21 protein-coding genes are annotated in these 23,888 nt (G+C 55.2%); 1 reads left to right on the top strand and 20 read right to left on the bottom strand.

Annotated features, from left to right (window positions below; all coding sequences use genetic code 11):
• Nucleotides 1-3: 3 nt before the first annotated feature.
• The 16 genes from KXU80_RS06960 to metH all read right to left on the bottom strand — a co-directional run bounded on the left by KXU80_RS06960 (nt 4) and on the right by metH (nt 20,398).
• The gene (locus KXU80_RS06960) at nt 4-867 is read right to left on the bottom strand and encodes a carbon-nitrogen hydrolase family protein (RefSeq protein ID WP_219837509.1); all 864 of its coding nucleotides are present in this window, start codon (nt 865-867) and stop codon (nt 4-6) included.
• A 24-nt stretch (nt 868-891) separates the two neighbouring features.
• Nucleotides 892-2,250, bottom strand: a complete 1,359-nt coding sequence (locus tag KXU80_RS06965; protein ID WP_219837510.1) for a HAMP domain-containing sensor histidine kinase — start codon at nt 2,248-2,250, stop codon at nt 892-894.
• Nucleotides 2,247-2,945: a response regulator transcription factor gene (locus tag KXU80_RS06970; protein ID WP_219837511.1), complete on the bottom strand. Its 699-nt coding sequence runs from the start codon at nt 2,943-2,945 to the stop codon at nt 2,247-2,249. The genes KXU80_RS06965 and KXU80_RS06970 overlap by 4 nt, the downstream gene beginning before the upstream one ends.
• A gap of 131 nt (nt 2,946-3,076) precedes the next feature.
• Nucleotides 3,077-4,636, bottom strand: a complete 1,560-nt coding sequence (locus tag KXU80_RS06975) for an ABC-F family ATP-binding cassette domain-containing protein (protein ID WP_219837512.1) — start codon at nt 4,634-4,636, stop codon at nt 3,077-3,079.
• Nucleotides 4,637-4,736: 100 nt separating this feature from the next.
• A complete protein-coding gene (locus tag KXU80_RS06980; RefSeq protein ID WP_219837513.1) occupies nt 4,737-6,329 on the bottom strand; it encodes a serine/threonine-protein kinase in 1,593 nt (530 codons plus the stop codon).
• 90 nt (nt 6,330-6,419) lie between these two features.
• On the bottom strand, nt 6,420-7,439 hold the full coding sequence (locus KXU80_RS06985) for an SAM-dependent methyltransferase (protein WP_219837514.1): 1,020 nt from the start codon (nt 7,437-7,439) through the stop codon (nt 6,420-6,422).
• A complete protein-coding gene (locus KXU80_RS06990; RefSeq protein WP_219837515.1) occupies nt 7,436-8,218 on the bottom strand; it encodes an ABC transporter ATP-binding protein in 783 nt (260 codons plus the stop codon). The genes KXU80_RS06985 and KXU80_RS06990 overlap by 4 nt, the downstream gene beginning before the upstream one ends.
• A gap of 18 nt (nt 8,219-8,236) precedes the next feature.
• Nucleotides 8,237-8,545: a cyclic-phosphate processing receiver domain-containing protein gene (locus tag KXU80_RS06995; RefSeq protein WP_219837516.1), complete on the bottom strand. Its 309-nt coding sequence runs from the start codon at nt 8,543-8,545 to the stop codon at nt 8,237-8,239.
• Nucleotides 8,538-9,383, bottom strand: coding sequence for a deoxyribonuclease IV (locus tag KXU80_RS07000; protein ID WP_219837517.1), 846 nt, complete (start codon nt 9,381-9,383; stop codon nt 8,538-8,540). Before KXU80_RS07000 ends, KXU80_RS06995 begins: the two co-directional genes overlap by 8 nt.
• A 6-nt stretch (nt 9,384-9,389) precedes the next feature.
• A complete protein-coding gene (locus tag KXU80_RS07005) occupies nt 9,390-10,229 on the bottom strand; it encodes an Fpg/Nei family DNA glycosylase (protein ID WP_219837518.1) in 840 nt (279 codons plus the stop codon).
• 16 nt (nt 10,230-10,245) lie between these two features.
• A complete protein-coding gene (locus KXU80_RS07010; protein WP_219837519.1) occupies nt 10,246-11,064 on the bottom strand; it encodes a TIGR01457 family HAD-type hydrolase in 819 nt (272 codons plus the stop codon).
• Between the two features lie 6 nt (nt 11,065-11,070).
• On the bottom strand, nt 11,071-12,411 hold the full coding sequence (locus tag KXU80_RS07015) for a ribonuclease H-like domain-containing protein (RefSeq protein ID WP_258171307.1): 1,341 nt from the start codon (nt 12,409-12,411) through the stop codon (nt 11,071-11,073).
• Nucleotides 12,408-14,693: a DEAD/DEAH box helicase gene (locus KXU80_RS07020; protein WP_308858206.1), complete on the bottom strand. Its 2,286-nt coding sequence runs from the start codon at nt 14,691-14,693 to the stop codon at nt 12,408-12,410. Before KXU80_RS07020 ends, KXU80_RS07015 begins: the two co-directional genes overlap by 4 nt.
• A 181-nt stretch (nt 14,694-14,874) precedes the next feature.
• Nucleotides 14,875-15,849, bottom strand: a complete 975-nt coding sequence (locus tag KXU80_RS07025; protein WP_219837521.1) for a metal-dependent hydrolase — start codon at nt 15,847-15,849, stop codon at nt 14,875-14,877.
• 83 nt (nt 15,850-15,932) lie between these two features.
• On the bottom strand, nt 15,933-16,874 hold the full coding sequence (rnz, locus tag KXU80_RS07030; protein ID WP_219837522.1) for a ribonuclease Z: 942 nt from the start codon (nt 16,872-16,874) through the stop codon (nt 15,933-15,935).
• An 86-nt stretch (nt 16,875-16,960) separates the two neighbouring features.
• Complete coding sequence (gene metH, locus KXU80_RS07035; RefSeq protein ID WP_219837523.1) at nt 16,961-20,398, bottom strand: methionine synthase; 3,438 nt, start codon at nt 20,396-20,398, stop codon at nt 16,961-16,963.
• Between the two features lie 235 nt (nt 20,399-20,633).
• On the opposite strand from metH, the gene KXU80_RS07040 reads away from it, so the two are divergent.
• Nucleotides 20,634-21,170 carry a 1,2-dihydroxy-3-keto-5-methylthiopentene dioxygenase gene (locus KXU80_RS07040; RefSeq protein WP_219837524.1) on the top strand — a complete coding sequence of 179 codons (537 nt, stop codon included), beginning with the start codon at nt 20,634-20,636 and terminating at the stop codon, nt 21,168-21,170.
• 91 nt (nt 21,171-21,261) lie between these two features.
• Here the strand turns inward: KXU80_RS07040 and KXU80_RS07045 are convergent, their stop codons facing one another.
• From KXU80_RS07045 to KXU80_RS07060, 4 genes are read right to left on the bottom strand one after another with little or no spacing between them, the layout of a single operon-like run.
• Nucleotides 21,262-22,047: an HAD family hydrolase gene (locus KXU80_RS07045; protein ID WP_219837525.1), complete on the bottom strand. Its 786-nt coding sequence runs from the start codon at nt 22,045-22,047 to the stop codon at nt 21,262-21,264.
• 24 nt (nt 22,048-22,071) lie between these two features.
• Nucleotides 22,072-22,590: a hypothetical protein gene (locus KXU80_RS07050; RefSeq protein ID WP_219837526.1), complete on the bottom strand. Its 519-nt coding sequence runs from the start codon at nt 22,588-22,590 to the stop codon at nt 22,072-22,074.
• 49 nt (nt 22,591-22,639) lie between these two features.
• Nucleotides 22,640-23,626: an aldo/keto reductase gene (locus KXU80_RS07055; RefSeq protein ID WP_219837527.1), complete on the bottom strand. Its 987-nt coding sequence runs from the start codon at nt 23,624-23,626 to the stop codon at nt 22,640-22,642.
• A gap of 32 nt (nt 23,627-23,658) precedes the next feature.
• On the bottom strand, nt 23,659-23,856 hold the full coding sequence (locus tag KXU80_RS07060) for a DUF896 domain-containing protein (protein ID WP_219837528.1): 198 nt from the start codon (nt 23,854-23,856) through the stop codon (nt 23,659-23,661).
• Nucleotides 23,857-23,888: the final 32 nt, after the last annotated feature.

Below are 23,888 nucleotides of genomic sequence, written 5' to 3' on the forward strand. Positions count from 1 at the left end.
GAATCAGGTCCAATCCGTATACAAATCCGTTCGGCGGTCTCTCCATGTCGTGACGGAGCCGGCGGCTCGCACATCATGCAGCAGCTCGACGTTCAAGTCGGCCACGACGAGCATGTCATCGTTGATTACGCCTTCCGTCAGGATGCCCGCAGGTGGAAATGGGATATCATTCGGCGAAATAACCGCCGCTTGACCGTAATTCGCCCGCATGAAATCGACTTTCCGCAGCGACCCTACGGTTCCCGTCGTGACGATGTAGACTTGATTCTCTACCGCTCTTGCATGGCAGCAATACCGGACGCGGTGGAACCCGTGCCGGTCATCGGTACAGGACGGACAGAAGATGATGTCCGCGCCCTTCGCCCGCGCCATGCGTACGATCTCTGGGAACTCGATATCATAGCAGGTCAGCATAGCGATCGTGCCGTATTCTGTATCAAATACGCTAAGTCCGTCGCCATGGGACATATTCCACTCTTCCCGCTCCGTCGGAGTCATATGAAGCTTCGCCTGCTTCTCCACGCGGCCGTCCGGATAGAATAGATGCGCAGCGTTATGCAGCTTGCCGCCGCCTGCATCAATGACATGTGTGCCCCCTATGATATGGACATCGTAGGAAGCCGCCAAACGCTTGAATAGCTCGATGTAGGCGACCGTGAATGTAGGAAGCTGCCCGATTGGCAGCGCTTCGCCCCGCTCGTCTCCGATCGAGAGCAGCTGCGTGGTGAAAAATTCCGGAAATAAAATAAACTGCACGCCGTACTCCGACGCGTTTCGAACGTAGTGACTCACTTGAGCAGCGAATTCGTCAAAGCTCGCAAGATCAGCCAGCTTATACTGTACGGCGCAAACGCGCAAACGGCTCATGTCCTTCTCCCCTTATCCCCTTGCTTATTTCCTCTGCGGCAGCGCGATCGAAATCGTCGTTCCTTGTTCAGGCTTGCTGAACACGTCGATTTGGCCGTCGTGCAGCTCCACGATCCGTTTTGCAATGGACAATCCAAGGCCGGCACCGCCCGTGCTCCGGCTTCTAGCACCGTCTACCCGGTAGAACCGTTCAAATAAATAAGGCATCTCGTCTTCCGGGATGCCGATCCCCTTATCCGAAACCGAGAACCGAACGATCCCCTTATTGAGCGAAATCGTCATATCGATCGTTTCCTTGCTGTACTTAATGGCGTTATCGAGCAAAATCACGAGCAGCTGGCGGATCTTGTCCTTATCGGCGGACAGCCGGATATCCTGCTGCTTGCCGGTATGCACGCGAATCATCCGTTGGAATGTCATATGCAGCATATCGGCGGTCTCGTCCGCAAGCTGTACAAGATTGAACGTCTCCGTCTGCAGCCAGTCCTCCTGCTCCGCCTGTGCCAGCTGAAGCATGGACTTCGTCAGGTTCTGCAGCCGCTGCGATTCCTTGCTGATGGCTTCGATCGCTTCATCACGGATATTCACATCATCTCGGCCCCAGCGCTTCAGCATACCCGCATAGCTGCTGATGACCGTAAGCGGCGTCTTCAGCTCATGCGAAGCGTCGGCGACAAACTGCTTCTGCCTCTCGAAGGTACGATCCAGCCTGTCGATCATCTGGTTGAACGCTCGGGCAAGCTGAAGCAGCTCCGCGGATTGGTCGCGCTGAGCAAGCTCGATTTGGCGCAGTTTCCCGCTGCGGTCGATCTCACGCATCGTCTGTACCATATGCTGAATCGGCGCGGTTAGGCGCGAGGTAAACCAATACGTACCGAAGATAGCAAATAGAATCGCCCCGATGCTCGTAATCGTAAGCGCAATAACCAATACCTGCAGATAGCTGTCGAGCAGCGTCAACTTTCGGTACAATTCAAGCGTGCCGATAATCTGGTTGTCATGATAAAGCGGAACCTTCATATAGAGGACGCGCCGTCCCTCGATGAAAAACATCCCCGTGTCGTGCTGAGACGAGAACTCCGTCTTGAGCGCTAGCAGCTCCGGATCGGAGCCCTGCGTATTGACGGCCTTGCCTGTTCGATCCACAATGCGCATCAGCTCACTGACATTGTAATAGTCGCGAAGCAAATCACTGTTCGCGAGCTGATTGGGATCGTTGATGCGAGGATCCTCAAGCAAAATATTCACTTTATTCGTCAGGAGCTGATCCTCGCTGCGAATCGTGATTTTGATGACGAATAAATAAACGAAAATATTAAATAGAATCAAAATAAAAATCAGCCAAAAAATCGTAAAAAACGTAAACCGTCTGCGGAGCGTCATGCATCGGGCTCCTTGAGCATATAACCGACGCCGCGGACAGTATGAATCAGCTTATGCCGGTAGCCTTTGTCAACCTTCTGCCGCAAGTAACGGATGTATACGTCGACGAGATTCGTTTCGCCGATGAAATCGTAGCCCCACACCTCGGACAAAATGTCTTCGCGCGACTTCTCTTCGTTGCGATGCTCCGCCAAATAGACGAGCAGCTCGAATTCTCTCGGCGTCAGCTCGATCGGCAAATCCTTGCGGAATACTTTGCGCGTGCGAAGCTCGATCGAGAGATCGGCCGCCTTCAACACATCCGGGCTTTCCGGCTCCTTCGGCTGCTGCTGGAAGATACGCAGCAAGTTGCGCACGCGCGCAAGAAGCTCCTCCATCGCGAAGGGCTTCGTGATATAGTCATTGGCGCCGTGCTCGAAACCGCTCACTTTATCCGGTATCGTATCGCGTGCCGTCAATAATATTATCGGGATCGGATTGCCGGCCTGCCGAATTCGGCGGAGGACCTCTATGCCGTTCAGCTCGGGGAGCATGACGTCAAGCAGCAGCATGTCCCATTCGCCGCCAGTCGCCATCTCCAAGCCGCTTCTGCCGTCGACAGCACGGCCGACTGTATAGCCCTCATGCTCTAACTCGAGCTGAAGAATCCGCGCAATGCCGTCCTCGTCTTCGATGACTAGAATGCGTTCGTTCATTCTCGCTTTGCACCTACTTTGTTATAGACTTACGCAGACGCTCGGTCTGTTCCCATTATCATAATGAAGCATGTCCGCCATTGCAAGCATGGTAAGCCGCCAAGCGCATCTTGGCGGCTTACGTGCAGGAATTAGCGGTTAGCCGCTTGCAGCGACCACGCTTCCACATCCCATATTTTCGTTACCCAATCTTCGTAGAAATCCGGTTCGTGGGAGACGAGGATAATCGTGCCTTTGTACGCTTGGAGCGCGCGTTTCAGCTCTGCCTTGGAGCCGATGTCAAGGTGGTTGGTCGGCTCATCGAAGGCAACCCAGTTGCTCTCGCGCATCAGCAGCTTGCATAGGCGAACCTTCGCCTGCTCGCCACCGCTTAATTGGTTCAACTGACGTGTAATATGCTCGTTCTTCAAGCCGCAGCGGGCAAGCGCACCGCGTACTTCATGCTGGTTCATGTTGGAGAATTCGTTCCACACATCCTCGAGCGGCGTGAGCGTCGGCGCTTTCGCCTCTTGCTCGAAGTAAGCGGGATACAAATAATCGCCGAGATAGACGCTGCCGTCCAGCGGCTCGATTTTGCCTAGAATCGTCTTCAGCAGCGTCGATTTGCCGACGCCGTTGCTCCCGACGATGGCGATTTTGTCGCCGCGCTCCACCAGCATATCCATGGGCGGCACCAGCGGCCGCGAATAGCCGATCGTCAGCCCTTTCGCTTCGAATACCGTTTTGCCGCTCGTTCTCGCCTCTTTGAATATAAAGGTCGGCTTGGAGGCCTCCTCCGGCTTCTCGATACGGTCCACGCGGTCAAGCTGCTTCTCGCGGCTCTTCGCCCGTCCGCTGGTGGAAGCGCGCGCTTTGTTGCGCTGAATGAAATCTTCTTGCTTCTTGATATACTCCTGCTGCTTCTCGTACGCGTCGAGATGCTGGGCCTTGTTCATATCGGCCATGACGAGAAACTTCTCGTAATTGGCGGCATAACGGGTAAGCTTCGTAAATTCCAAATGATAGATGACATTAACGACTTCATTCATGAATCCCGTATCATGCGAGATGAGAATGAAGGAATACGGGTAATTCTTCAAATAGTTCGTCAGCCACGTAATATGCTCTTCATCCAAATAGTTCGTAGGCTCATCCAGAAGTAAGACGGTCGGTTTCTCAAGCAGCAATTTGGCCAGGAGCACCTTCGTCCGTTGTCCGCCGCTAAGCGCGGATACGTCACGGTCAAGACCGATCGCATTCAAGCCAAGGCCGTTCGCCATTTCTTCAACTTTCACGTCCAAGAGGTAGAAATTGCCGATTTCGAGTTCCTCCTGAATTTCCCCCATCCGCGTCAACAATTCCTCCAGCTGGTCGGCATCGGCATCCGCCATCTGCGCGGAAATCTCGTTCAATTCTTGCTCGAGCAGGAGCAGCGGCTCGAATGCATCCCGAAGAACGTCACGGATCGTTTTACCGGGAACCAGCTTCGTATGCTGGTCTAGATAGCCGTATCTGATACGCGGCGTCCATTCCACCCGCCCGCTGTCTTTGAGCAGCTTGCCCGTCAAAATATTCATCATTGTAGACTTGCCGGTTCCATTCGCGCCGACCAGGCCGACGCGCTCGCCCGCAAGCAGGCGGTAGGAAACATTCTTGAATAACGTACGGTCGCCAAAATTATGGGATAAATCCTCTACAGTCAATAAACTCATCGTTAAACTCGCTTTCCATGGATCAAGTATAGCGGGCCGTCCATCGTCTCATATCAACATCGCCCGCACATCATTGTATCACAGGAATTGTCCCTCTGTGTCAGCATCTGTCATAGATTGCGCGAAAAACAGGCTGAAAACCGCTTTCAAGCAGCTTCTTCCACCTCGGATGCAGCGTTGCCCACTTGCCTGACCACATATAATCGGCCCATTCGTCCCCAGGCAGCAGCGGTATCGAGCAAACGGGCTTCACAGGAAGCATCGCCAGCCATTCACTGCGGGCGCGGAACTTAGCGTCCTTGTTGGCGATCCAATACGTGCTTCTGCCAGCGCGTTCCCGTTCGCCGCTAATGCGTTTCATCGTCGACATGCGATGGAGCGTCCACTTCGATGGGAAGGGATCGGCGACTACAATAAGCAGGTCGCAATGAATGAGCTGCAGCTCCGTATCCGGATGCATCCAATGGCTGGAAACGTCGGTGATTCGAATCGGCGCCTCGATCGACTGCAGCATGAAGCGGTGCTTCAGCTGCTGCTCCGCTTCCAAAGCGGCGATGGCTACAGTGGCCGGATCCAGCATGTACCAATCCAAGCGCTTGGAGGGCGACGCCATGCACAGGTACCTTCGGTCTGCCGCTGCTTGAGCAGGCGTTCCAGGGCGATGATTCGCCTCCGGAACCAGCGCATGCCATTCCGGCTCCAGGTCAGGATGCTCGATGGCTGCAATGCTTCGATCCCCTTGCTGCTCGAGAAGACGTGCAAGTGTTATCGCTGTGAATGTAGCGCCGGCGCCGGGCGATAATGCGGCCACCATGACATGCTGTTTGCGCGCCTGCCGCGGCGGGTTGTTCTCGGAGGATCGTGCTGGGAAGTGCAGCGTACCTTCGGTACCTAGCAGACAAGCGCCCAATGCATTGCCTGCATCCTCCATCGTATTAAACCGGCGGGCAGGGACGGGGTCCGTCATCCGGCCAATGATGTCGAGGCAAGCGCGGGCAACGGAATTGCGATCCGGCAATCCCGTCATCATCCCATTGCCCGATAAGCGGTTCCCGCCGCTCATCAAATAATAAAGCAAGGCGCCAAGCCCGAACACATCCGTTCTGGCATCGCTCTGGCGGTCGCCCTCCTGCTCGGGAGCCGCGAAGCCCGGCGTACCCAGCGTAATCGTATCCTGTGCTTGCCCGAATTTATATTGGCGGGCTATCCCGAAGTCAATCAGCCGAACGAAGCCGCTGCGGTCAATCATGACATTCGTGGGCTTCAAATCCCGGTGAATAATAGGGGGCTGCTGCTGATGCAGGTAACGAAGCGCATCCGCAAGCTGCACGCCGATCTCAAGCGTCTGCTCCGCCGTAATGAAGCCGCCTTGCTGCGCCAAATAGTCCTGCAGCGTGATCCCGTCAATATAGTCCATGACAAGGAGTTCGAGTCCGCCGTCGTCCGCAGCCGGAAAATAATCCACGATCAACGGCAAATGCGGATGGTTAAGCCGCATGAGCAGGCCCGCCTCTTCTGCACTGCGAAGCCCGTTCCCTTGAAATGGCCGATTCACCTTGAGGGCACGGAGCTTCCCGTGCAGCCGAAGATCCTCCGCTGCGTAAACTTCGCCCATGCCTCCTCTTCCGATCAGCCTGCTGATGCGATAACGTTCGCCGACCACCATGCCGCTTTCAAATTGCGCCTGACTCATAAATTCAGCCTCCTCTAGACGGCAAAAAGCACCCCGAACGAGCAGACGAACTCTCTGCTCCTTCGGGATGCTTTCCCGTTTCGTGTAATTCTAATTATTCTTCACCAAGTATAGCGTAATTTCGTCGCGATTGTGAAACAATTGTTTGGCCTTCTTCAGCTGGAACGACGATTCCAGCCTCGCGATAACATCCCGGATCGTCTGAAGCGGCTTCTTGTGCATCAGTTTAATCGTTATGATTGCCGTCGCCCCATCCCGCAGCGCATCCGTCTTCTCCAGTACGAGCTTCGCCATCTGCATAGGACTCCAGCTCATATCGCAGACAAGCAGATCGAACGTCCCCGGAGGGAATTTAACGTCCGAAGCATTCTTCTTCATCGCCGTCAGCCTTGGATATGCCTTAAGCGAGGGGTGCAGATCGGCGGGATCCACCGAGGTAACGCGAAGGCCGCGCTCTAAGAGCAAGTGCGTCCAACCGCCCGGCGCCGCGCCAATATCGAGCGCTTCGCGAAACTCTTCCAAGTACAGCTTGAATGCCCGCTCCGCTTCCAGCAGCTTGAATTTGGCTCTTGAAATCTGCCCCTCTTCGCGTTGAAAGCGTATCGCGCCGCCCGGCCAGTCGGACAATTGCTCGGCTGGCGTTCCCCAGCCGACGTACAGCTCGTCCACGCCGGCGAAGATGGACAATATTTGCTCCGGCGACTGCATCGTCGTTTCCGACCCTAGCTCCATAATGACGGCATCCAGCACCGATTTGGTGTCCGCAGCCGAATACGGAAAGCGCGTACCCTCCACGCGACGATAATGAACGGCCGTCGTTACGTTCTCGCAGCGCATTCTTGCATGGCGCACCAAATCGGACAACGCCTGCAGATCGTCCGCATTGCCTTGAATCGGCAAGATGCGGTCAATCGGCTGTATATGCCGCAGAAATATCGGTTCGTTGCGCTGCAGCAAATCCAGCATATCCTCGCGACTCAGCGGAACCTCGATCCGGAACACTTCACCAGCCGTGAGCTGTGTAATTTTAATGCCATTAATCACTCTGCGAAGCTCTTCCATCGCAAGCGAAGCGAAGCCTCGGTTCGCGGTTCCAATCCATTCTGTCACTGCGTTCTTCCTCCTGGTAGTGCCCGAATCCACGGACGATCATCTGCCCAATTGACTTCAACCGGCCAATCGTAAGCGCGGCTCAGCCAATCCGGGCTTAATACTTCTTTCTTCGGCCCTGCCGCTACGATCTCGCCGTCCTGCACGAGCGCGACATGGGTAAAGAGCGGAATGATTTCTTCCATATGATGCGTGACGTAGACCACCATCATATCTCGCTCGCTGAGACGGCCGAGATCAATCAGGAGATTCTCGCGCTCGTACAGGTCAAGACCCGCGCAAGGTTCATCCATAATGAGCACCTTCGGACTCAGCATAAGCGCGCGGGCGAGCAGCACTTTCTTCCGTTCGCCCTGCGACAACGAGCCCAGTGTCTGCTCTGCGGTGTGGAGCAGCCCCGCCTCTTCAAGCAGCCGCAGCGCCTTCAGCCGCACGGCCTCGTCGATCGTTTGATAGAAGCGCAGGAAGGCATATTCCCCGGTCGCCACAACCTCCCAAACAGGGTCGCGCAGCGTGAGCTTCTCCATGACAGCCTGGCTGATGTAGCCGATTTCCTTGCGCACCTCGCGAACGTCGCATTCGCCGTAACGGTTGCCGAGCACGTCGACGGTACCGGAGGTCGGGAATTCGTAGCCTGTCATCATTTCAAGCAAGGTCGTCTTCCCGCATCCGTTGCGGCCTAGAATAACCCAGTGCTCGCCTTTGTTCATTTGCAGATTAACGCCATTAAGTATTTGCCGCTCACCGCGTCTAAACGTGATGTTTTGCATCGTAATCATGACATTTCCCCTCCTATGTCATTCCAGCTGCATCGGCCCATGATGAATGACGACTTCCGGCGGCGCGTGCTGGGTCATCAGATGAATCATGCTCATTCTGCCGGCTGCACTGGAGGTGTGAAAATAACAGCTGCGCGGATATCGCCCGCTGTCCACGATATACTGCACGACCGCAAGCCCGTTCGGCTGCTCCCAGCCAAGGTCGAAATCAAGCGATAGAACGTCGACCTCTTCATCCTTCAAGAGCAGGATGCATTCCGCTGCCGACCGCGCCAGTACGAAGCCTTTTGGACATGGCCGGAAATCGTCCAAATACACATTAATCATGAGCCGCTTGGCCTCCCATCCGCCGAATCTGATCCAGCTGTCCCTTATGCGTACCCTCGTTCCCCGAAGGCGTTTCCAATACAAACGGGACCTGCGCAAGCCGCGGATGCCGAAGCAGCCAGCTGAAGCCCGCCTCACCGATAAACCCCTCTCCGATGACCGCATGCCGGTCGCGCTTCTCGCCGCTTGGATAGACCGAGTCGTTCAAATGAACCGCCGCGAGATGGTCGATAACGCCCAGCGCGATCGCCTTATCCATCCATTCAGCTTCAGGCCGCCCATCCCACACGCCGCTTGCGAACAAATGGCAGGTGTCGAGGCAGAAGCCGATCTTATGTGCGTCCGTGCAAAGGCCGCGGATTTGCGCGAGTTCTTCCATCGTCGTTCCCATGAACGTGTGCTCGCCCGCCTGATTCTCAATCAGCAGCTTCGCCCGCCCATGCCACTGTTTCGCAACAGCGCTCAGCGTCAGCACGCTATTACGGTATCCTTCGAGCGGATCAGGCCCTTTATAAACGCCAAAATGAACGACGACGCCAAGCGAACCGCACGCTTCTGCGATTTCGAGGTCATTGAGCAGCGAAGACACCGTTCTGGCGCGATGCCCGGCGTCCTCTGCCGCGATGTTGGTCGGATACGGCGAATGTGCGATCGAGACGATGCCATGCTCGTCGCAGTACTGCGCGCAGCGGCCGGCCTCGCTTCGATCGAAAGCTTTGACCAACAAGCTGCGAGGGTTTTTCGGAAAATACTGAAAGGCTTCGGCACCGTACGCCGCAGCCCTCCGGGCCGCTTCGCGGTAGCCGCCCCGCGTGGAAACATGAACGCCCGCACGCATCGTGTTTTACCGGTCCTTCTGGCAGGTCGGGCAATAAAACATTTTGCGTGAATTGATCTCCGTCTGCACGATCGTGCCGCCGCAATTCAAGCAAGGCTCGCCTCCGCGGTCGTATACGCGGCAGTTATCGTTATAGCCGCCGGTTACTGTATCGTCATTCGTCAGCGGCAGCTCCATGTAACCGCCTTGAGCTTCGGCATCAGCGAGCACACTATGCATCGCGTGATAAAGCCGTTCCCATGTCTCTGGCTCAATATCGGCAATCCGGGCATCCGGCCGCACCCTTGCTTCAAACGCAATTTCATCAGAATAACAGTTCCCAATGCCGGCAATGACCTTTTGATCCACCAGAGCGGTTTTGAGCGAGCCGCGCTTTCCTTTGAACCGCTCCTTGAACTTCTCAAGCGTCAGCCATTTATCGAACGGCTCCGGTCCGAGATCAGCAAGCTGCGAGATCGCTTCCTTCACAGTCAGCAAATGCAAATAACCGAGCCGCAGGCCGATGAAGCACAGCTCTCCCTGCGGGAAACCGATCGACACCTGCACGGAGCGTTCCGGTCGTTCCTGCGGCTGGCCATCCGGAGTCAAATCGCGGGATTCGTAGCGGATTAGGCCGCCGAGCATCAGGTGCAGCAGCAGCCGTTTCCCGTTGTCGAGATGGAAGAGCAGCATTTTGCCGCGCCGCTCGACGAACCAAACCGTACGGCCGATCAATTCCTCTTGGAATGTCTCCTCCGGAACGTTGATCGATTTAGGTCTTGTTACTATGACGTCTGTGATGGGCTGGCCGGAGATGCGCTCCGCCAGCAGCTTGCGATAATGTTCCATTTCCGGATATTCCGGCATACGTGCAACTTCCTTCCTATCGGCGCTGCCTCTGCTGGGCCAGCTGATTCCCTATGTATTCCTGCAGCTGCGGTAAGGTGTCGATGACGACATCCGCTTCGCAGTTTGCTGCAGCAAGAAGCTCTTTATAATTGTCGCCCGTTGCAAGCCCTGTTAATACAAGCACAGAGAGACAACCTGCGGCTAGTCCTGCCGCAATGTCGGTCGCCGGATTATCGCCAACCACCCACGTCTCCTCCGGCGCAAGGCCAAGCCGCTTCAAAGCGACATCCATCAAGATTGTCGAGGGCTTGCCGATGACGACCGGCTGAACGCCAGATGATGCCTGAAGCATCGCTGAAATCGAGCCTGCGCCCGGAATCAGCCCATGCTCCGATGGCAGCAGCCGATCCGGATTCGTCAATATGTAACGTGCCCCGCTCCGGATGTGCGCAGCGGCAGCGGCTAGTTTATCGTAGGTCAGCTCGCGATCGATGCCTTGAACGACAACGTCAGGCTGATCTGTTTCCAAGTTGAGTCCAGCCTCTTGAATCGCTTCGCGCAGTCCGGCCTCGCCGATGACATGCACGTTAGCGCCGGGCATCTGCTCCGCGAGATAAGCGGCGGCGCCTTGGGCGGATGTTACGACATCGTCCGGCCTCGCCGGGATCCCCATGCCGCGCAGCCGCTCTGCCACCACTTCAGGTGAAGCTGAGGAATTGTTCGTTACGAATAAATAGCGAAGACCTTCCCGCTGCAGCATGCGAACCAGCTCGTCTGCACCGGGTATCATAATGCCGCCGTGGTACAGCGTACCATCCAAATCAATGAGCAAACCGCGAATGCCCGTCCCCATGACCGTTCACTCCTTCGATCTTTTCATCTGCAACCGGTTGATCCGTTTGCGGATGCCTTCCAATATCGCACGGCGCTTCGCCTCAAGCCGCACTCCGGCATGACGGCGCGCCGCGATTTCAAATGCCTGCTCGGCTAAAGCGAGCGCCTGATCGAACGCTTTCGTCCGATGCTCGTAATACATGGCCAGCTCGATATGGGCCTCATATTCCGGCCAAGCCGCTTCTTCCGCCGCTTGAACAGCCTTCTGCCACAATAACACAGCACGATGCCAATTTCCACATTTCTTGTCGCGCTCGGCCAGCAGGCACAGGCATTTCACCGTTGGCCTCGGATGCTCGGCGAACAGCGCGTACAGCGGCTCGGCCAAGTCCCCTTTGCCCATCTTCTCCAGCCAGAGTCCCGTTCGCAGAAGCTCTTCGGCTTCTGCAGGCAGCGGAATGGCTGAGCCAACCCCGCCGCCTAGAAAATGCCCGAAGCGGATCGCCAGTGCGGCTAAGGAGAGCATATCGATCTCGTTATGCCGAAATACGCCAAGCAGCGGACCAGGGTCTCCGTCGGACAAATATTGAAAATAAATGGCTGGTGCGAGCGATCCCGGCACATCCTCGCTGCGCGTAATGCCAAGCCGTTCTTCTTCGACATGGCTCAGCTTGCAAGAGACAAGTGTATTGCGCCACACGGAACGAGACGGATGGAGCAGGTCGATGTGCACGGGCTCCCAATTGAAATTTCGGTATCCATTCAGAATAAAACGATTATATAAGACAGGCCAATCGAACGTACGCCCGTTATACGTGACGAGATGCGTGAAGCTCGGCAGCATCCCGCACAAATAAGCGATCATCGCCCGCTCCTCTGCCGGATGTCGAATCAGCATCTGTTCCACGACGAAAACCTCATCCTCCACGTACGCGAGCCCAACCATAAATGGTACGTTGCCAGCCCCAACGCCAAGACCGGTCGTTTCCAAATCGAGAAAGAGCACATTAGACACCTCGCGGAAAGCGCTGGTCTGCTTGTCGAAGGCAGCAAGCGAAGGCTGCGTACCCGGCAGCTCGGCAAGCTGATGGATTCCATGCCGATGCGAAAACGGATACCGGCTCTCGCGGACGAGAAACATGCCTTCCGCCGATTCGACGAGGCGGACGCCGAGCGCATCCCATTCGGGCGGGAGACCGGATGCGGATGCTGCTGCCGGCAGTTCGTCTGCCGCATCGGATGCATTTGCAGCGCTAGCGCCATCGTCTTTGATCTCCTCCGGCTGCTCCACCATACCCGCCAAGCGCTCCGCCTGCGCGGTTTGCTGCGCCCGCATCCGAAGGAGGCGATCTCTAAGCCCGCTCACGACTGTGCGCTCGCTTCCTCGATCAAATCCATCGCGAGCGACTTGCCGAGCAGCCCGACCTCTTCGATTGGACCTACGCAAGCCGGACAGCCGCTCAGGCAGGTGCAGCTGCGGATGAGTGATTTTGCCTGCTGCAGCAGTTTGTCGTGCACCTCGTACAACCGCTCGCTTAAGCCGATGCCGCCCGGATAGCGGTCATAGAAATAAATCGTCGGAAGCTTGGAATGAACGGCCTTCACCTGCGGCACGACGCGAATATCCATAGGGTCACACATCAGGTAGAGCGGCGCGATATGCACGAGTACGTTGGAGAGTCCAAGGAGCGCCTGCTGCATGTCGTTCGTGCTCTTGCGGGCGGCGGCTGCCTCGCTGAAGGAGAACCAGTAGCTGCTCGTATGCAGCTCTTCCTCCGGCAAATGAATAGGGCCGCTGCCGATATTCTCGTGCGTCCGCAAGCGTATTTTCTTAAACAAGGTCGCTTTGGCATTGACCGTCACCTCGCCGTATTGGCGCAGCAGATCGCCGCTCTCCCTCTCCTTGTCCACATGCAGCACTTTCAGCTCGACAGCCATGTTCGCATCCGTAAAATAGTCCACGTCGACTTCGCGCACGAATGCCTTCTTCTCGTGGTAGTCCAGCTTCTCCACTTGATACTGCACGCCTTCATGGATATAGATCGCCTCTTCGTGAATAAGCGTCGGCGCGCTGAAGCGGTCGACCTCGCCGAGCACGCGGCTGCCCTCCGTCATGTCGACGATGACGAAATTCTCCTGCGCGGCTGAGCGCAGTGAGATGCCGTGAGCCGGGAAGGACTGCTCCATCCAATACCAGCGGTTATTAACATGGTGCAGCACCTTCTCCTCCGTCAGAAATTCCAGCATATGCTCAAGCGGCTCGTCGCCGAACTTCTCGTCCCGCTCGAACGGAAGCTCGTAAGCCGCGCATTTGACATGATCGATCATGATCAGCAGATTATCGGGATGAATCAGCGCCCGCTCCGGCGGCTGGTTGAAGAAGAAATCCGGGTTCTGGATCATGTATTGATCCAGCGGATTGCTGCTCGCGACAAGAAAGGTCACCGAGGTGCCTTGACGACGGCCGGCGCGCCCGGACTGCTGCCAGGTGCTAGCGATGGAGCCGGGGTATCCGTTCATCACGCAGGCCTGCAATTGTCCGATATCGATGCCAAGCTCCAGCGCGTTCGTACTGACGACGCCGCGAATCTCGCCGCTGCGCAGGCCGCGCTCGATTTCGCGCCGCAGCTTGGGCAGGTAACCGCCGCGGTAGCCGCGGATCGTCTTCGTGCCAAGCTCGTTCTTCACGAGCTCCTGCAGGTACGTGAGCAGCAGCTCCACCCGAACGCGGCTGCGCGCGAACACGATCGTCTGCACGCCTTGGCGCAGCAGAAGACCCGCCAGCTTCTGCGTCTCGAGCACGCTGCTGCGGCGGATGCCCAGCTGCTTATTGACGACAGGCGGATTGTAGCAGACGAAGTGCTTCTCGCCCATCGGAGCGCCGTTGTTGTCAACCAACGCGACAGACTCGCCTAATAGTCGCTCCGCGTGCTCGCGAGGGTTGTCGATCGTCGCCGAGGCGCAGATGAACTGCGGATTAGAGCCGTAGAATCGGCAAATCCGCTTCAGGCGCCGAAGAACATTTGCCACATGGCTGCCGAATACACCTCGATACGAGTGCAGCTCATCGATGACGATGTACTTGATATTTTCGAACAGCTTGACCCATTTCGTATGATGCGGCAGGATCGCCGAATGCAGCATGTCGGGATTCGTTACGACGATATGCCCGGCATTTCGCACGACAGTCCGAACCGTCGGCGGCGTATCACCGTCATAGGTGCTTGTTTTCAAATCGACATCCATGGCCGCCGCAAGCTCCTGCAGCTCGGCAACCTGATCCTGCGCCAGCGCCTTCGTCGGAAATAAATAGAGCGCCCGTCCGCTTTCGTTCTCGAGCAGCGATTGCAGCACCGGCAGGTTGTAGCACATCGTCTTTCCCGATGCCGTCGGCGTGACGGCGACGACGTTCTTGCCTGCCCTTACAGCAAGGTAGGCTTCCGCTTGGTGTACGAACAGCTTGCCGATGCCGCGGCCAGCCAGCGCCTCCTTCAGCTTGGGGTTCAGCTCGGCCGGCATTTCGACCGTCCGCGCTTCTCTTGCAGGAATCGTGTGCCAATGGGTCACGTTGTCCATGATGTCCTTATTCTCTCGCAGCAGTTCCAGCCACTCTTCCAAGCCGGATGCTTTGCCCGTCCAACGGTTCAAGGTCTCTCCCCCTATCCTGTCTATGAATCTATCTTCCCATTGTACAGAATGCATGTTCGGTCTGCAATTCCCGATAACCGCCTGGAAAATCATTCATACGCGCATGTAAAAAGCCTGCTGAACGCGTCTCCCTTGGAAACGCAGCTTCAGCAGGCTTATGTGCGGCCCTGCACGGTAACGATTATACGAACGGCGGCTCCCAGGCTTTCTTATTCCAGCCCACCTGTTCGTCAATGACATTGAAATTCCGGTCCAGCCTGACCGCCGCGCTGAACGGCATGCCGTGATTATACCAAAATCGGACGTCGCTCCATGTAACGAGATAACCGTCGACTTTCTCCTGCACCTTCACATGAATCCGTTCCGCAAAATGATGAAAGGCTCTCACGCCATCCACGCTGAGCGTCGATTGGGCTGCCGCCTCCACGGTTTCCGGCTTTGCTTTCAGCAGCACGGCTTCTTCGTCCACGCGTCCGCGGCGGACATAGCCGATGATGAACTCGTCGCCAGCATCGGCAACGAACTGCCAAGCCGCGCCAAGCAGTGTCGGCAGCATCGTAATCCTTCCCGGGTCCAATCTGTATGTCGTACTCAGCAGCTGGACGACTTGCCTTGAAACGAGCATCCGCCATGCTAGATATAGAATCGTCAATGCGTATACGAACATAAACAAGCGCCCAGGATTCGGGTACCCGAACATCCATAACAATGCCGCAGCGCCATGAACGGCGAATAAATAAGGATCGAACAAACAGAGCACATCCAGATGCAGCCATTTGCGCGTAAAAGGTCTTAAGCACTGTATGCCGTAAGCGTTGAACAAATCGAGCCCAATGTGGAAAATAACCGCGATCAGTGTCCAAAAGACGACCGTGCCGCTCCAAGCGCCAGCTCCGAACAGCCAGGCAATTGGGACTCCGAGCAGCGGCGCCCAAATGAACGGCGCGGGCAGGGAGTGCGTCAAGCCGCGGTGATGCCTGATGTAAGCGGTTGGTCCTTTCCATCGCATAACCGCATCAAAATCAGGTGCATGACTCCCGAGCAGAATGGCTGCAAGCACGGCGTGCTGCAGCTCCGAATGCCCTGCGATGACGGGATCCGTGAGGGATAATCCTGCTAAGGTAACGCCAAACAAGAGGTGACTTCCGGTATCCATGCCTGATCATCCCTTCGTCTGCTGATACTTGCCGGCCTTTCGCCAACATCGTAACAGCTCATTGTAAAGAGATGATTTAGGAATCATAACGAATTTGTAAGCGGCGTTCTCGGTACGTTGAACTCGGCAAAATCAGCAGCAGGATCGATGGACGGAAAAATCGATTTTGCGCTTTCCACCATATCCGCAACCGCCTCGTCATCGAAACGCGAGCTGAAATGCGTGACGACAAGCCGCTTCGCGCCGCCATCTCTTGCTGTCTCCGCAGCTTGGAGAATTGTAGAATGACCGTAGGCATCCGCCTTCTCTTCCATCCCCCCGGCAAACGTCGCTTCATGCACGAGCAGATCGGCGCCGCGCGCGAGCATTACCGCGTTATCACAAGGCCGCGTATCCCCCAGAATCGTAATAACGCGTCCCGGCGTCGGCTGCCCGACGACTTCCCCGGCAGCGATCGTCCGCCCATCGGACAGTGTAACGTCTTCACCGCGTTTCAACTTGCCGAACAGCGGGCCAAACGGCACGCCAAGACGGGACAGCACGGGCAGATTCAGCGCGCCAGGTTGTGGACGTTCCGTAATTCTGTAACCGAAGCAGGGCACTCGGTGCTCCATCTCAGCGGCTTCCACTTTGAATTTGTCGTCTTCCATAACCACGCCGGCTTCCACTTCGATAATGCGAAGCTCATACCCGAGATGAACGCCGCTCAAATGAAAAATGCTTTCGAGGTAAGCGCGAATGCCGGAGGGACCGTAAATCTCAAGCGGACCGGCTCCTTCAAAATAGCCTCTGCTGCTCAGTAATCCCGGCAATCCATACAAATGATCGCCATGCAGATGCGTAATGAAGATCCGTTCCAGTTTATTGAGCTTCAGCTTGCTCCCGAGCATCCGATGCTGGGTGCCCTCGCCGGTATCGAACAGCCAGAAGCCGCCTTTCGGTTCCGGCAGGGACAAAGCAATTGATGTGACATTACGCGTTCTGGTCGGTCTTCCCGCACTCGTGCCAAGAAACGTTAGCTGCAAGGTATTCCCTCCAATTCTCTCGTTATAACAATACCCTCCAAAGGGTACGGTTTATACCGAACTTTGGAGGGTATGCCAAATTGGCGTTATACTTTTTCGACGTTGAAATATTGCGCTTCTGGATGCGCAAACACCATCGCGGATACCGATGCTTCCGGCTCCATCATGAAGCCCTCGGTCAGCTGGATGCCGATGTCTTCCGGATGCATCAGCTCGAACAGCGGACCCTGGTCCTCGAGATTCGGACATGCCGGATAGCCGAACGACACCCGAATGCCTTGATAACGCGCGCCGTGGCGCTGTTTCATTGTCATCTCCGGATGATCCGGGAAGCCCCACGTATCGCGCATCAGATGATGCACGCGCTCTGCAAGAGCTTCCGCGACTTCCAGCGCAACCGACTGCAAGGCGTGGGAACGCAGATAATCGCCTTTATCCTTCAAGTCGCTCGCTTTCTCCCGGACGCCCTCCCCTGCCGTAACGACGAGGAAGCCGACGTAATCCATAACGCCGCTCTCGACGGATTTTAAGAAATCCGCCAGACAGAGATACGGCTCTACATGCTGCCTTGGGAACGTGAAGCGCTTGATCTCCACGCCTGGCTGCTTCGGATCATAAATAATAATATCGTTGCCCGAAGACTGCGCAGGGAAGAATTGGTACATGCCATGCGCTTGGAGCAGCCCTTTGGCTGCATCGTCCAGCAGGCCGTCGACCGTCGCCTTCAAATTGACCGCCTTCTCGTTGCCTTCCTTCAGCAGATTATCAACGTTGCCCTTCAAGCCAAGATGATGACCGAGGAGCATCGACATGTTGATATACGGTGCAATATGCGGGATGGGCACGTTTCGGAGCACATGGCGTTCCAAATCCGGCGGCAGATACACCGGCGCGTCCGACGAAACATTGGACTTCACGGCACGAGTCAATTCCGGCAGCGGCTTCTTCTCCTGCTCTTCCGCGCCTCCGGAAGCCTTGAATGCAGCCATTTCTTCTTCGTACGCGCGCCGATGATCCTTATCCATCAGCTTGTTGGCAATGTCGAGACCGTCCATGGCATCCTTCGCATAGAGGACCAGGCCGTCGTATTCCATGCCGATTCGGTTTTTGGTGAACTTCCGCGTTAGCGCTGCGCCTCCGACGAGAATCGGTGCATCGATACCCGCATTGCGCAAGTCCTGCGCCGTGACGACCATCTGCTGCGCCGATTTCACAAGCAGACCGGACAGACCGATTGCATCGACAGGCTCCTTGCGGTACGCTTCGATCAATTGCTCCGGCGGAACCTTAATGCCGAGATTGATGATCTTGTAGCCATTGTTGGACAAAATGATTTCGACGAGGTTTTTGCCGATATCGTGCACGTCGCCTTTCACGGTGGCAAGAATGATCTTCCCTTTCACCGCGGACTCCGTCTTCTCCATGAATTGCTCCAGATGCGTCACCGATGCTTTCATGACCTCGGCGCTCTGAAGCACTTCCGCAACGATCAGCTCATTCCCGTTGAAGAGGCGGCCGACCTCTTCCATGCCCCGCATCAACGGACCGTTGATGATTTCAAGCGGCGAATACTTCTCCCGTGCGAGATCGAGATCGGGGATCAACCCTTCCTTCGTTCCCTCGACCACGTAAGAAGCAAGCCGTTCTTCAAGCGTCAGGTTCGACACTTTCTCTTTCTTGAGCACTTTCTTCTCACGGAAGGCCGCAACAAATGCAGCAAGCGTATCGTCATTCGTATTGTAAATCAAATCCTCCGCCAGCCGGCGCTCATCCTCCGGAATGGATGCGTAACGCTCCAATTTCTCCGTGTTTACAATGGCATAATCGAGACCGGCCTTCGTCGTGTGATACAAATAGACGGAGTTCAGCACCTCGCGGCCCGCATCAGGCAGACCAAATGAAATGTTGCTGAGACCGAGAATCGTCTTGGCGCGCGGATACTTCGCCTTGATCATCTTGATGCCTTCAATCGTCTCGACAGCCGAGCCGATATACTGCGGATCGCCCGAGCCGACCGGGAACATATTGGGATCGAAAATGATATCTTCCGGCTGCATACCGTATTTACCCGTCAGCAGCTCATACGAGCGTGTAGCGACTTCCATCTTCGCTTCGCGCGATACGGCTTGTCCCCGCTCGTCGATCAGAATGCACACGACCGCGGCGCCGTACCGATGGATGAGCGGCAAAATTTTGTCGAATTTCGATTCGCCGTCCTCCAAGTTAATGGAGTTGATAATCGCCTTGCCTTGCGAATATTTCAAGCCGAGCTCGATGATGTGATCATAGGTGGAATCCAGCATCAGCGGCACCTTGATTTTTTTAACGACTTCCGGCAGGAAGCGATGGACCGCGTAAGCTTCGTCGATATCGGTGTCTTGCAGGTTGATGTCGATGACGTGCGCGCCGCCTTTGACCTGCGCGCGGGCAATCTCCGACGCTTCGTCGAACTTCTCTTCTTTTATAAGCCGCTTGAATTTACGGGAACCGGAAATATTCGTCCGTTCTCCGATCATAATAGGCCGGTTCTCATCTTCAATAAAGACGGTTTCGATGCCGGAAACGGCAGGCGGATGTTCACCCATCTTCGTCCGGGGAGCATAATTCGCAAGCGTTTCCGCCATTGCGCGGATATGATCCGGCGTTGTGCCGCAGCAGCCCCCTGCAATGTTCAACCAGCCATTCTCAGCGAAATCCGCGATTTTCCTGGCAAGCGATTCCGGTGATTCATGGTAGTTACCGTTCTCATCCGGCAAGCCGGCGTTGGGATAACAGCTCACCGCAGAGAGGGCAATTTCGGACAACGACCGGATATGGTCGCGCATGAACTCCGGCCCTGTCGCGCAGTTCAGCCCTATGGAAATCGGCTTCATATGTTCCAAGGAGATGTAGAATGACTCGATGTTCTGGCCCGCAAGCGTCGTTCCCATCGGCTCGATCGTACCCGAAATCATCAGCGGGAGCGTAATGCCGGTTTGCTCGTATGCCTTCTGAATGCCGATCGTGCCGGCTTTAACATTGAGCGTATCCTGCGAAGTCTCGAGCAGCATCGCATCGACGCCGCCCTCGATCAGCGCTAGCGCCTGCTCGTAATAGCTGTCGACCAGCTGATCGAAGGTGACGCCGCCGGTGACGGACAGTGTTTTGGTTGTTGGACCAAGCGCACCCGCTACGAAACGGGGCCTGTCCGGCGTCGAAAATTTATCCGCCGCAGCCCGTGCGATCTGCGCTGCAGCCAGATTGATTTCCCTTGCCTTCTCCGGAATATCGTATTCCGCCAGTACAACGCTTGTTGCCCCGAACGTATTCGTTTCGAGAATGTCCGCTCCGGCCTCCAAATACGCTTCATGTATATCGCGAATGACATCCGGACGCGTCAGCACGAGCATTTCATTACAGCCGTCCAGCTCATCGCCGCCGAAGTCCTGAGGTCCAAGATCACGTTGTTGAATCATCGTCCCCATTGCGCCGTCCAATATGAGGATCCGTTCCGCCATCATCTCTTGCATTGTCGGTTTCGACATAGTTGCACTTCCCTTCCGAAGCTGTAATTCACTGCCGGCCGCGCTGTATCCGGATGTGTGAATTAGCAAAAATCATTACCCTATACTCTAACAGAATTCGACCGACGTGAAAAGCAGGTTTTCACCCCGCTTCAAAAGCTTCTTCACCCATGTCGACAGGTCCTAGAATATGTTTTATAATTATTCTTATCGGATTTACGTTTTTGCGATTTTTATTGGAAAAGAGGGATTCACTATGGCTGAAATTCGAGTACGCAGCACGAACGAGCGGATTAGCGGAGAAGAGAACGTGCGTGCGTTCCTGGATCGTCAAGAGGTATTGTACGAGCACTGGAACGCTGACAAGCTCCCGGCTGAACTTCATAACAAATTCGTACTAAGCGACGAGGAGAAAGCAACGATTCTCGCCACGTTCGATGAGGAAATTCGCGATTTGGCAGCACGCCGCGGCTATCAAATCTGGGATGTCATTTCACTCTCGGACTCTACGCCGAACATTGAGGAATTGCTGAAGAAATTCGAGCAAATCCACACGCACACCGAAGACGAAATTCGCGGGATCGTATCCGGACGCGGTATTTTCATCATCAAGGGCGACGAGCAAACCGGTTATTTCGACGTTGAGCTAGAGCCAGGCGATGTGATTTCGGTGCCTGAGAACAAAGCGCATTTCTTCACACTCATGGACAATCGCGAAATTATCGCCGTACGCTTGTTCATCGAGAAAGACGGCTGGATTGCGAACAACATCGAAGATCCGACGTTTGCTTAATGCAATCATTCATATAAAAACGACCTGTCCGGCGGACAGGTCGTTTTTATATCCAACTGCTGCGATGTGAACTAACAACGCCGCTCGTTGCTCAGCCTATAAGAGGCAGCAATTCTTCTAAATGCTTGATTTCATGTGTAGGGATGATTTCGTCCGAGCGCGTCATACCGTGGCGGTTGATCCATACCGAAGTCATGCCAATCGTATTCGCGCCAAGAATATCCGTCGTCAGCTTATCGCCAACCATGATGCCGTGTTCGGGTTCGATCCCAAGGCGCTCTAGTGCATGATGGAAAATGTCTGCAGCCGGTTTGCCTTTGCCGAATTCGCCGGAAATAATGATATGGTCGAAATAAGGAACGATGTCCGGCACGCCAGCCAGCTTCTCGCGCTGCAGATCAGGCGATCCATTCGTCAGCAGAAGCAGCTTGTAATTGCCCTTCAGCTTATTCAAGACGTCGAACGTTTCTTCGTATACGTACGGCCGCTTACGGCGTTCTGCCGGGAACTGCTCGGCCAGCTTCGCGCCGAGCGATTCGTTGTCGATGCCGAGCGCCTTCAACCCGCGTGTCCACGCTTCTTTCCGGTAAGCCGGCGCCAGCTGCTGCAGCTGGCGAAACTCCGCCTGTTCTCCCTCCAGAAAATTCGCCCAGAGTCCTTCGAACGGGTTGATTCCAATCATTTTGGTAAATGGAAACGTTTCATACGATTCGTAAAGTGCGCGGGCTTCCCGGCGAACAGCTTCTTCGAGCGCTTTGGCGTTCACGCCGGTCTCGGCAGCCGCAGATTCGCAAGTCGCGTCGAATGCTTCCTGTACACTTCTGTCATCCCATAGAAGCGTGTCATCCAGATCAAATAGTACAGCTTGTTTTGCCATATTTGCTTGTGCACTCCACTCTGATTATTTTTCGGTTAATGGGATCCCATGCTGCGTTGCAAAAGCCTTCATGCGTTCTGCCATCTGTTCCGTCGGATAACGGTTGATGACGCGCGAGAACACCCAGTTACCGCCTTTATGCTGTTCAACCACGATATAGCCTTTTTGTATGGTGATGCCTTTCATGTTGCTCACATAGATATTACGATCGCCGGCAAAACGGCGGGAACGAATAAAATCCTTACCAACCGACAAATATGGTCTCCGCAGCAGGAACAAGCCCGCGAGAACGACATAACAAGCAACCGTAATCCAGAACATGTTATCCGTTTGCTTGAATGCACTTGAATTTATCGTAACGATTACATAGAACAGGATGAACAATAAAAGGAACGCCGGCATGACATAGCTGCGGCCTTTGTATGTATCAAGTGCATCCGTTCCGGATTTCGCCGCCATAAGCGGTGACTTGCCTTGTTTCTTGCGCTGCTTGTTCAGCTGCTCTTGATTTTTCTGTACTTTACGTTCCCACGATCTTGACACGGATGATCCCCCTTAGCGATTTGCGAAACGAACACTTTACTGGCTTTATTTAGAACGGTCTTGCGAATTTGGCGATGAATCGGTTCGGGTACTCGCTTGGCAGTGCGCTGACTTCATCCAGCCTGTTCCACGCTTCCTTAGGCATCTGCCAGCCGATCGCACCCATGTTTTCATCGAACTGCTCCAGCGTGCTGGCTCCGAAGATTGGCGACGTGATTCCTTCACGCTGCAGCAGCCATTTCAGTGCCACTTGAGCCGGCGTTCTATCCAGCTCCATCGCAGTCTGCTTCACGACTTCCAACACGTTGAAGTTATTGTCCGACGCGCGAAGCGTCCAAGAGCTCTCGCCTTGCTTGGCTGTCAACCGTCCGCTCGTTGGCACGTCGCGGTTGTAACGGCCTGTCAGGAAGCCGCCGCCGAGCGGTGCCCACGGGATAATGCCAACATTCTCTTCCTGGCAGAGCGACAGCATTTCACGATCCATTTCCCGGCTGACCAGACTGTACTGCGGTTGGATCGAAATAAAGCGCACATAGCGGTCACGGTCACTTACAGCAAGCGACTTCATTAATTGCCATGCAAAAAAATTGGAGCAGCCGATATATCGTGCTTTACCCGATGTAACCAGATCATCCAGCGCACGCAGCGTTTCTTCGATCGGCGTGGCATGATCCCAGACATGTACTTGATAGAGGTCGATATAATCAGTATTCAGACGTCTAAGGCTGGCGTCTATCGCATCCATAATATGCTTGCGGGAAACACCGCCGCTGTTAGGATGATCACCGGTCATGAAACGGGCTTTAGACGCCAGGACAACCTCAGAGCGGCGGTCTTTGATCGCTTTGCCGACGACCTCCTCGGAGCGGCCCTGTACATAGACATTCGCCGTATCCAGAAAATTTCCGCCTTGCTCCATGAAGCTATGAATCATCGCAATGGAATCTGCTTCGCTTGTTGTGTTCCCGAAGGTCATCGTACCCAGGCAAAGCTCTGATACCGCTAATCCGCTGCGGCCTAACAATCGGTATTGCATCGATGAAAGCCCCCTCTTCATCGCGCAAGTGGTTAATGCTTGATCGAACCGCCTTCATTCTCTTCGTCTTCCGCCCATTTAATAGTATCCAACTGATCACGGAAATTCCGTTTGAAATTGGCCAAATACTGACGGCGCAGCTCATCGCGCTCCACCAGCTCTTCCGCTGTTAATCCGACTGTTTTGTTCTTTCTTGAAAGCTCATTGATTCGAGCAATGATTTTTTCCATTTCTACTGCACTCCTTTCAGGTTCCTGGTCAA

Origin of the sequence: Paenibacillus sp. R14(2021), assembly GCF_019431355.1 — a bacterium.
Lineage (GTDB): Bacteria > Bacillota > Bacilli > Paenibacillales > Paenibacillaceae > Paenibacillus_Z.

What these genes read in the sequence shown, in the direction of transcription:
- KXU80_RS07060 (WP_219837528.1), bottom strand. Translation starts at nt 23,856, where the DNA reads ATGGAAAAAATCATTGCTCGAATCAATGAGCTTTCAAGAAAGAACAAA.
- KXU80_RS06980 (WP_219837513.1), bottom strand. Translation starts at nt 6,329, where the DNA reads ATGAGTCAGGCGCAATTTGAAAGCGGCATGGTGGTCGGCGAACGTTAT.
- KXU80_RS06970 (WP_219837511.1), bottom strand. Translation starts at nt 2,945, where the DNA reads ATGAACGAACGCATTCTAGTCATCGAAGACGAGGACGGCATTGCGCGG.
- KXU80_RS06960 (WP_219837509.1), bottom strand. Translation starts at nt 867, where the DNA reads ATGAGCCGTTTGCGCGTTTGCGCCGTACAGTATAAGCTGGCTGATCTT.
- KXU80_RS06995 (WP_219837516.1), bottom strand. Translation starts at nt 8,545, where the DNA reads ATGATTAATGTGTATTTGGACGATTTCCGGCCATGTCCAAAAGGCTTC.
- KXU80_RS07055 (WP_219837527.1), bottom strand. Translation starts at nt 23,626, where the DNA reads ATGCAATACCGATTGTTAGGCCGCAGCGGATTAGCGGTATCAGAGCTT.
- KXU80_RS06965 (WP_219837510.1), bottom strand. Translation starts at nt 2,250, where the DNA reads ATGACGCTCCGCAGACGGTTTACGTTTTTTACGATTTTTTGGCTGATT.
- KXU80_RS07005 (WP_219837518.1), bottom strand. Translation starts at nt 10,229, where the DNA reads ATGCCGGAATATCCGGAAATGGAACATTATCGCAAGCTGCTGGCGGAG.
- KXU80_RS07000 (WP_219837517.1), bottom strand. Translation starts at nt 9,383, where the DNA reads ATGCGTGCGGGCGTTCATGTTTCCACGCGGGGCGGCTACCGCGAAGCG.
- metH (WP_219837523.1), bottom strand. Translation starts at nt 20,398, where the DNA reads ATGTCGAAACCGACAATGCAAGAGATGATGGCGGAACGGATCCTCATA.
- KXU80_RS07045 (WP_219837525.1), bottom strand. Translation starts at nt 22,047, where the DNA reads ATGGCAAAACAAGCTGTACTATTTGATCTGGATGACACGCTTCTATGG.
- KXU80_RS07010 (WP_219837519.1), bottom strand. Translation starts at nt 11,064, where the DNA reads ATGGGGACGGGCATTCGCGGTTTGCTCATTGATTTGGATGGTACGCTG.
- KXU80_RS07025 (WP_219837521.1), bottom strand. Translation starts at nt 15,849, where the DNA reads ATGGATACCGGAAGTCACCTCTTGTTTGGCGTTACCTTAGCAGGATTA.
- KXU80_RS06975 (WP_219837512.1), bottom strand. Translation starts at nt 4,636, where the DNA reads ATGAGTTTATTGACTGTAGAGGATTTATCCCATAATTTTGGCGACCGT.
- KXU80_RS07040 (WP_219837524.1), top strand. Translation starts at nt 20,634, where the DNA reads ATGGCTGAAATTCGAGTACGCAGCACGAACGAGCGGATTAGCGGAGAA.
- KXU80_RS06990 (WP_219837515.1), bottom strand. Translation starts at nt 8,218, where the DNA reads ATGATTACGATGCAAAACATCACGTTTAGACGCGGTGAGCGGCAAATA.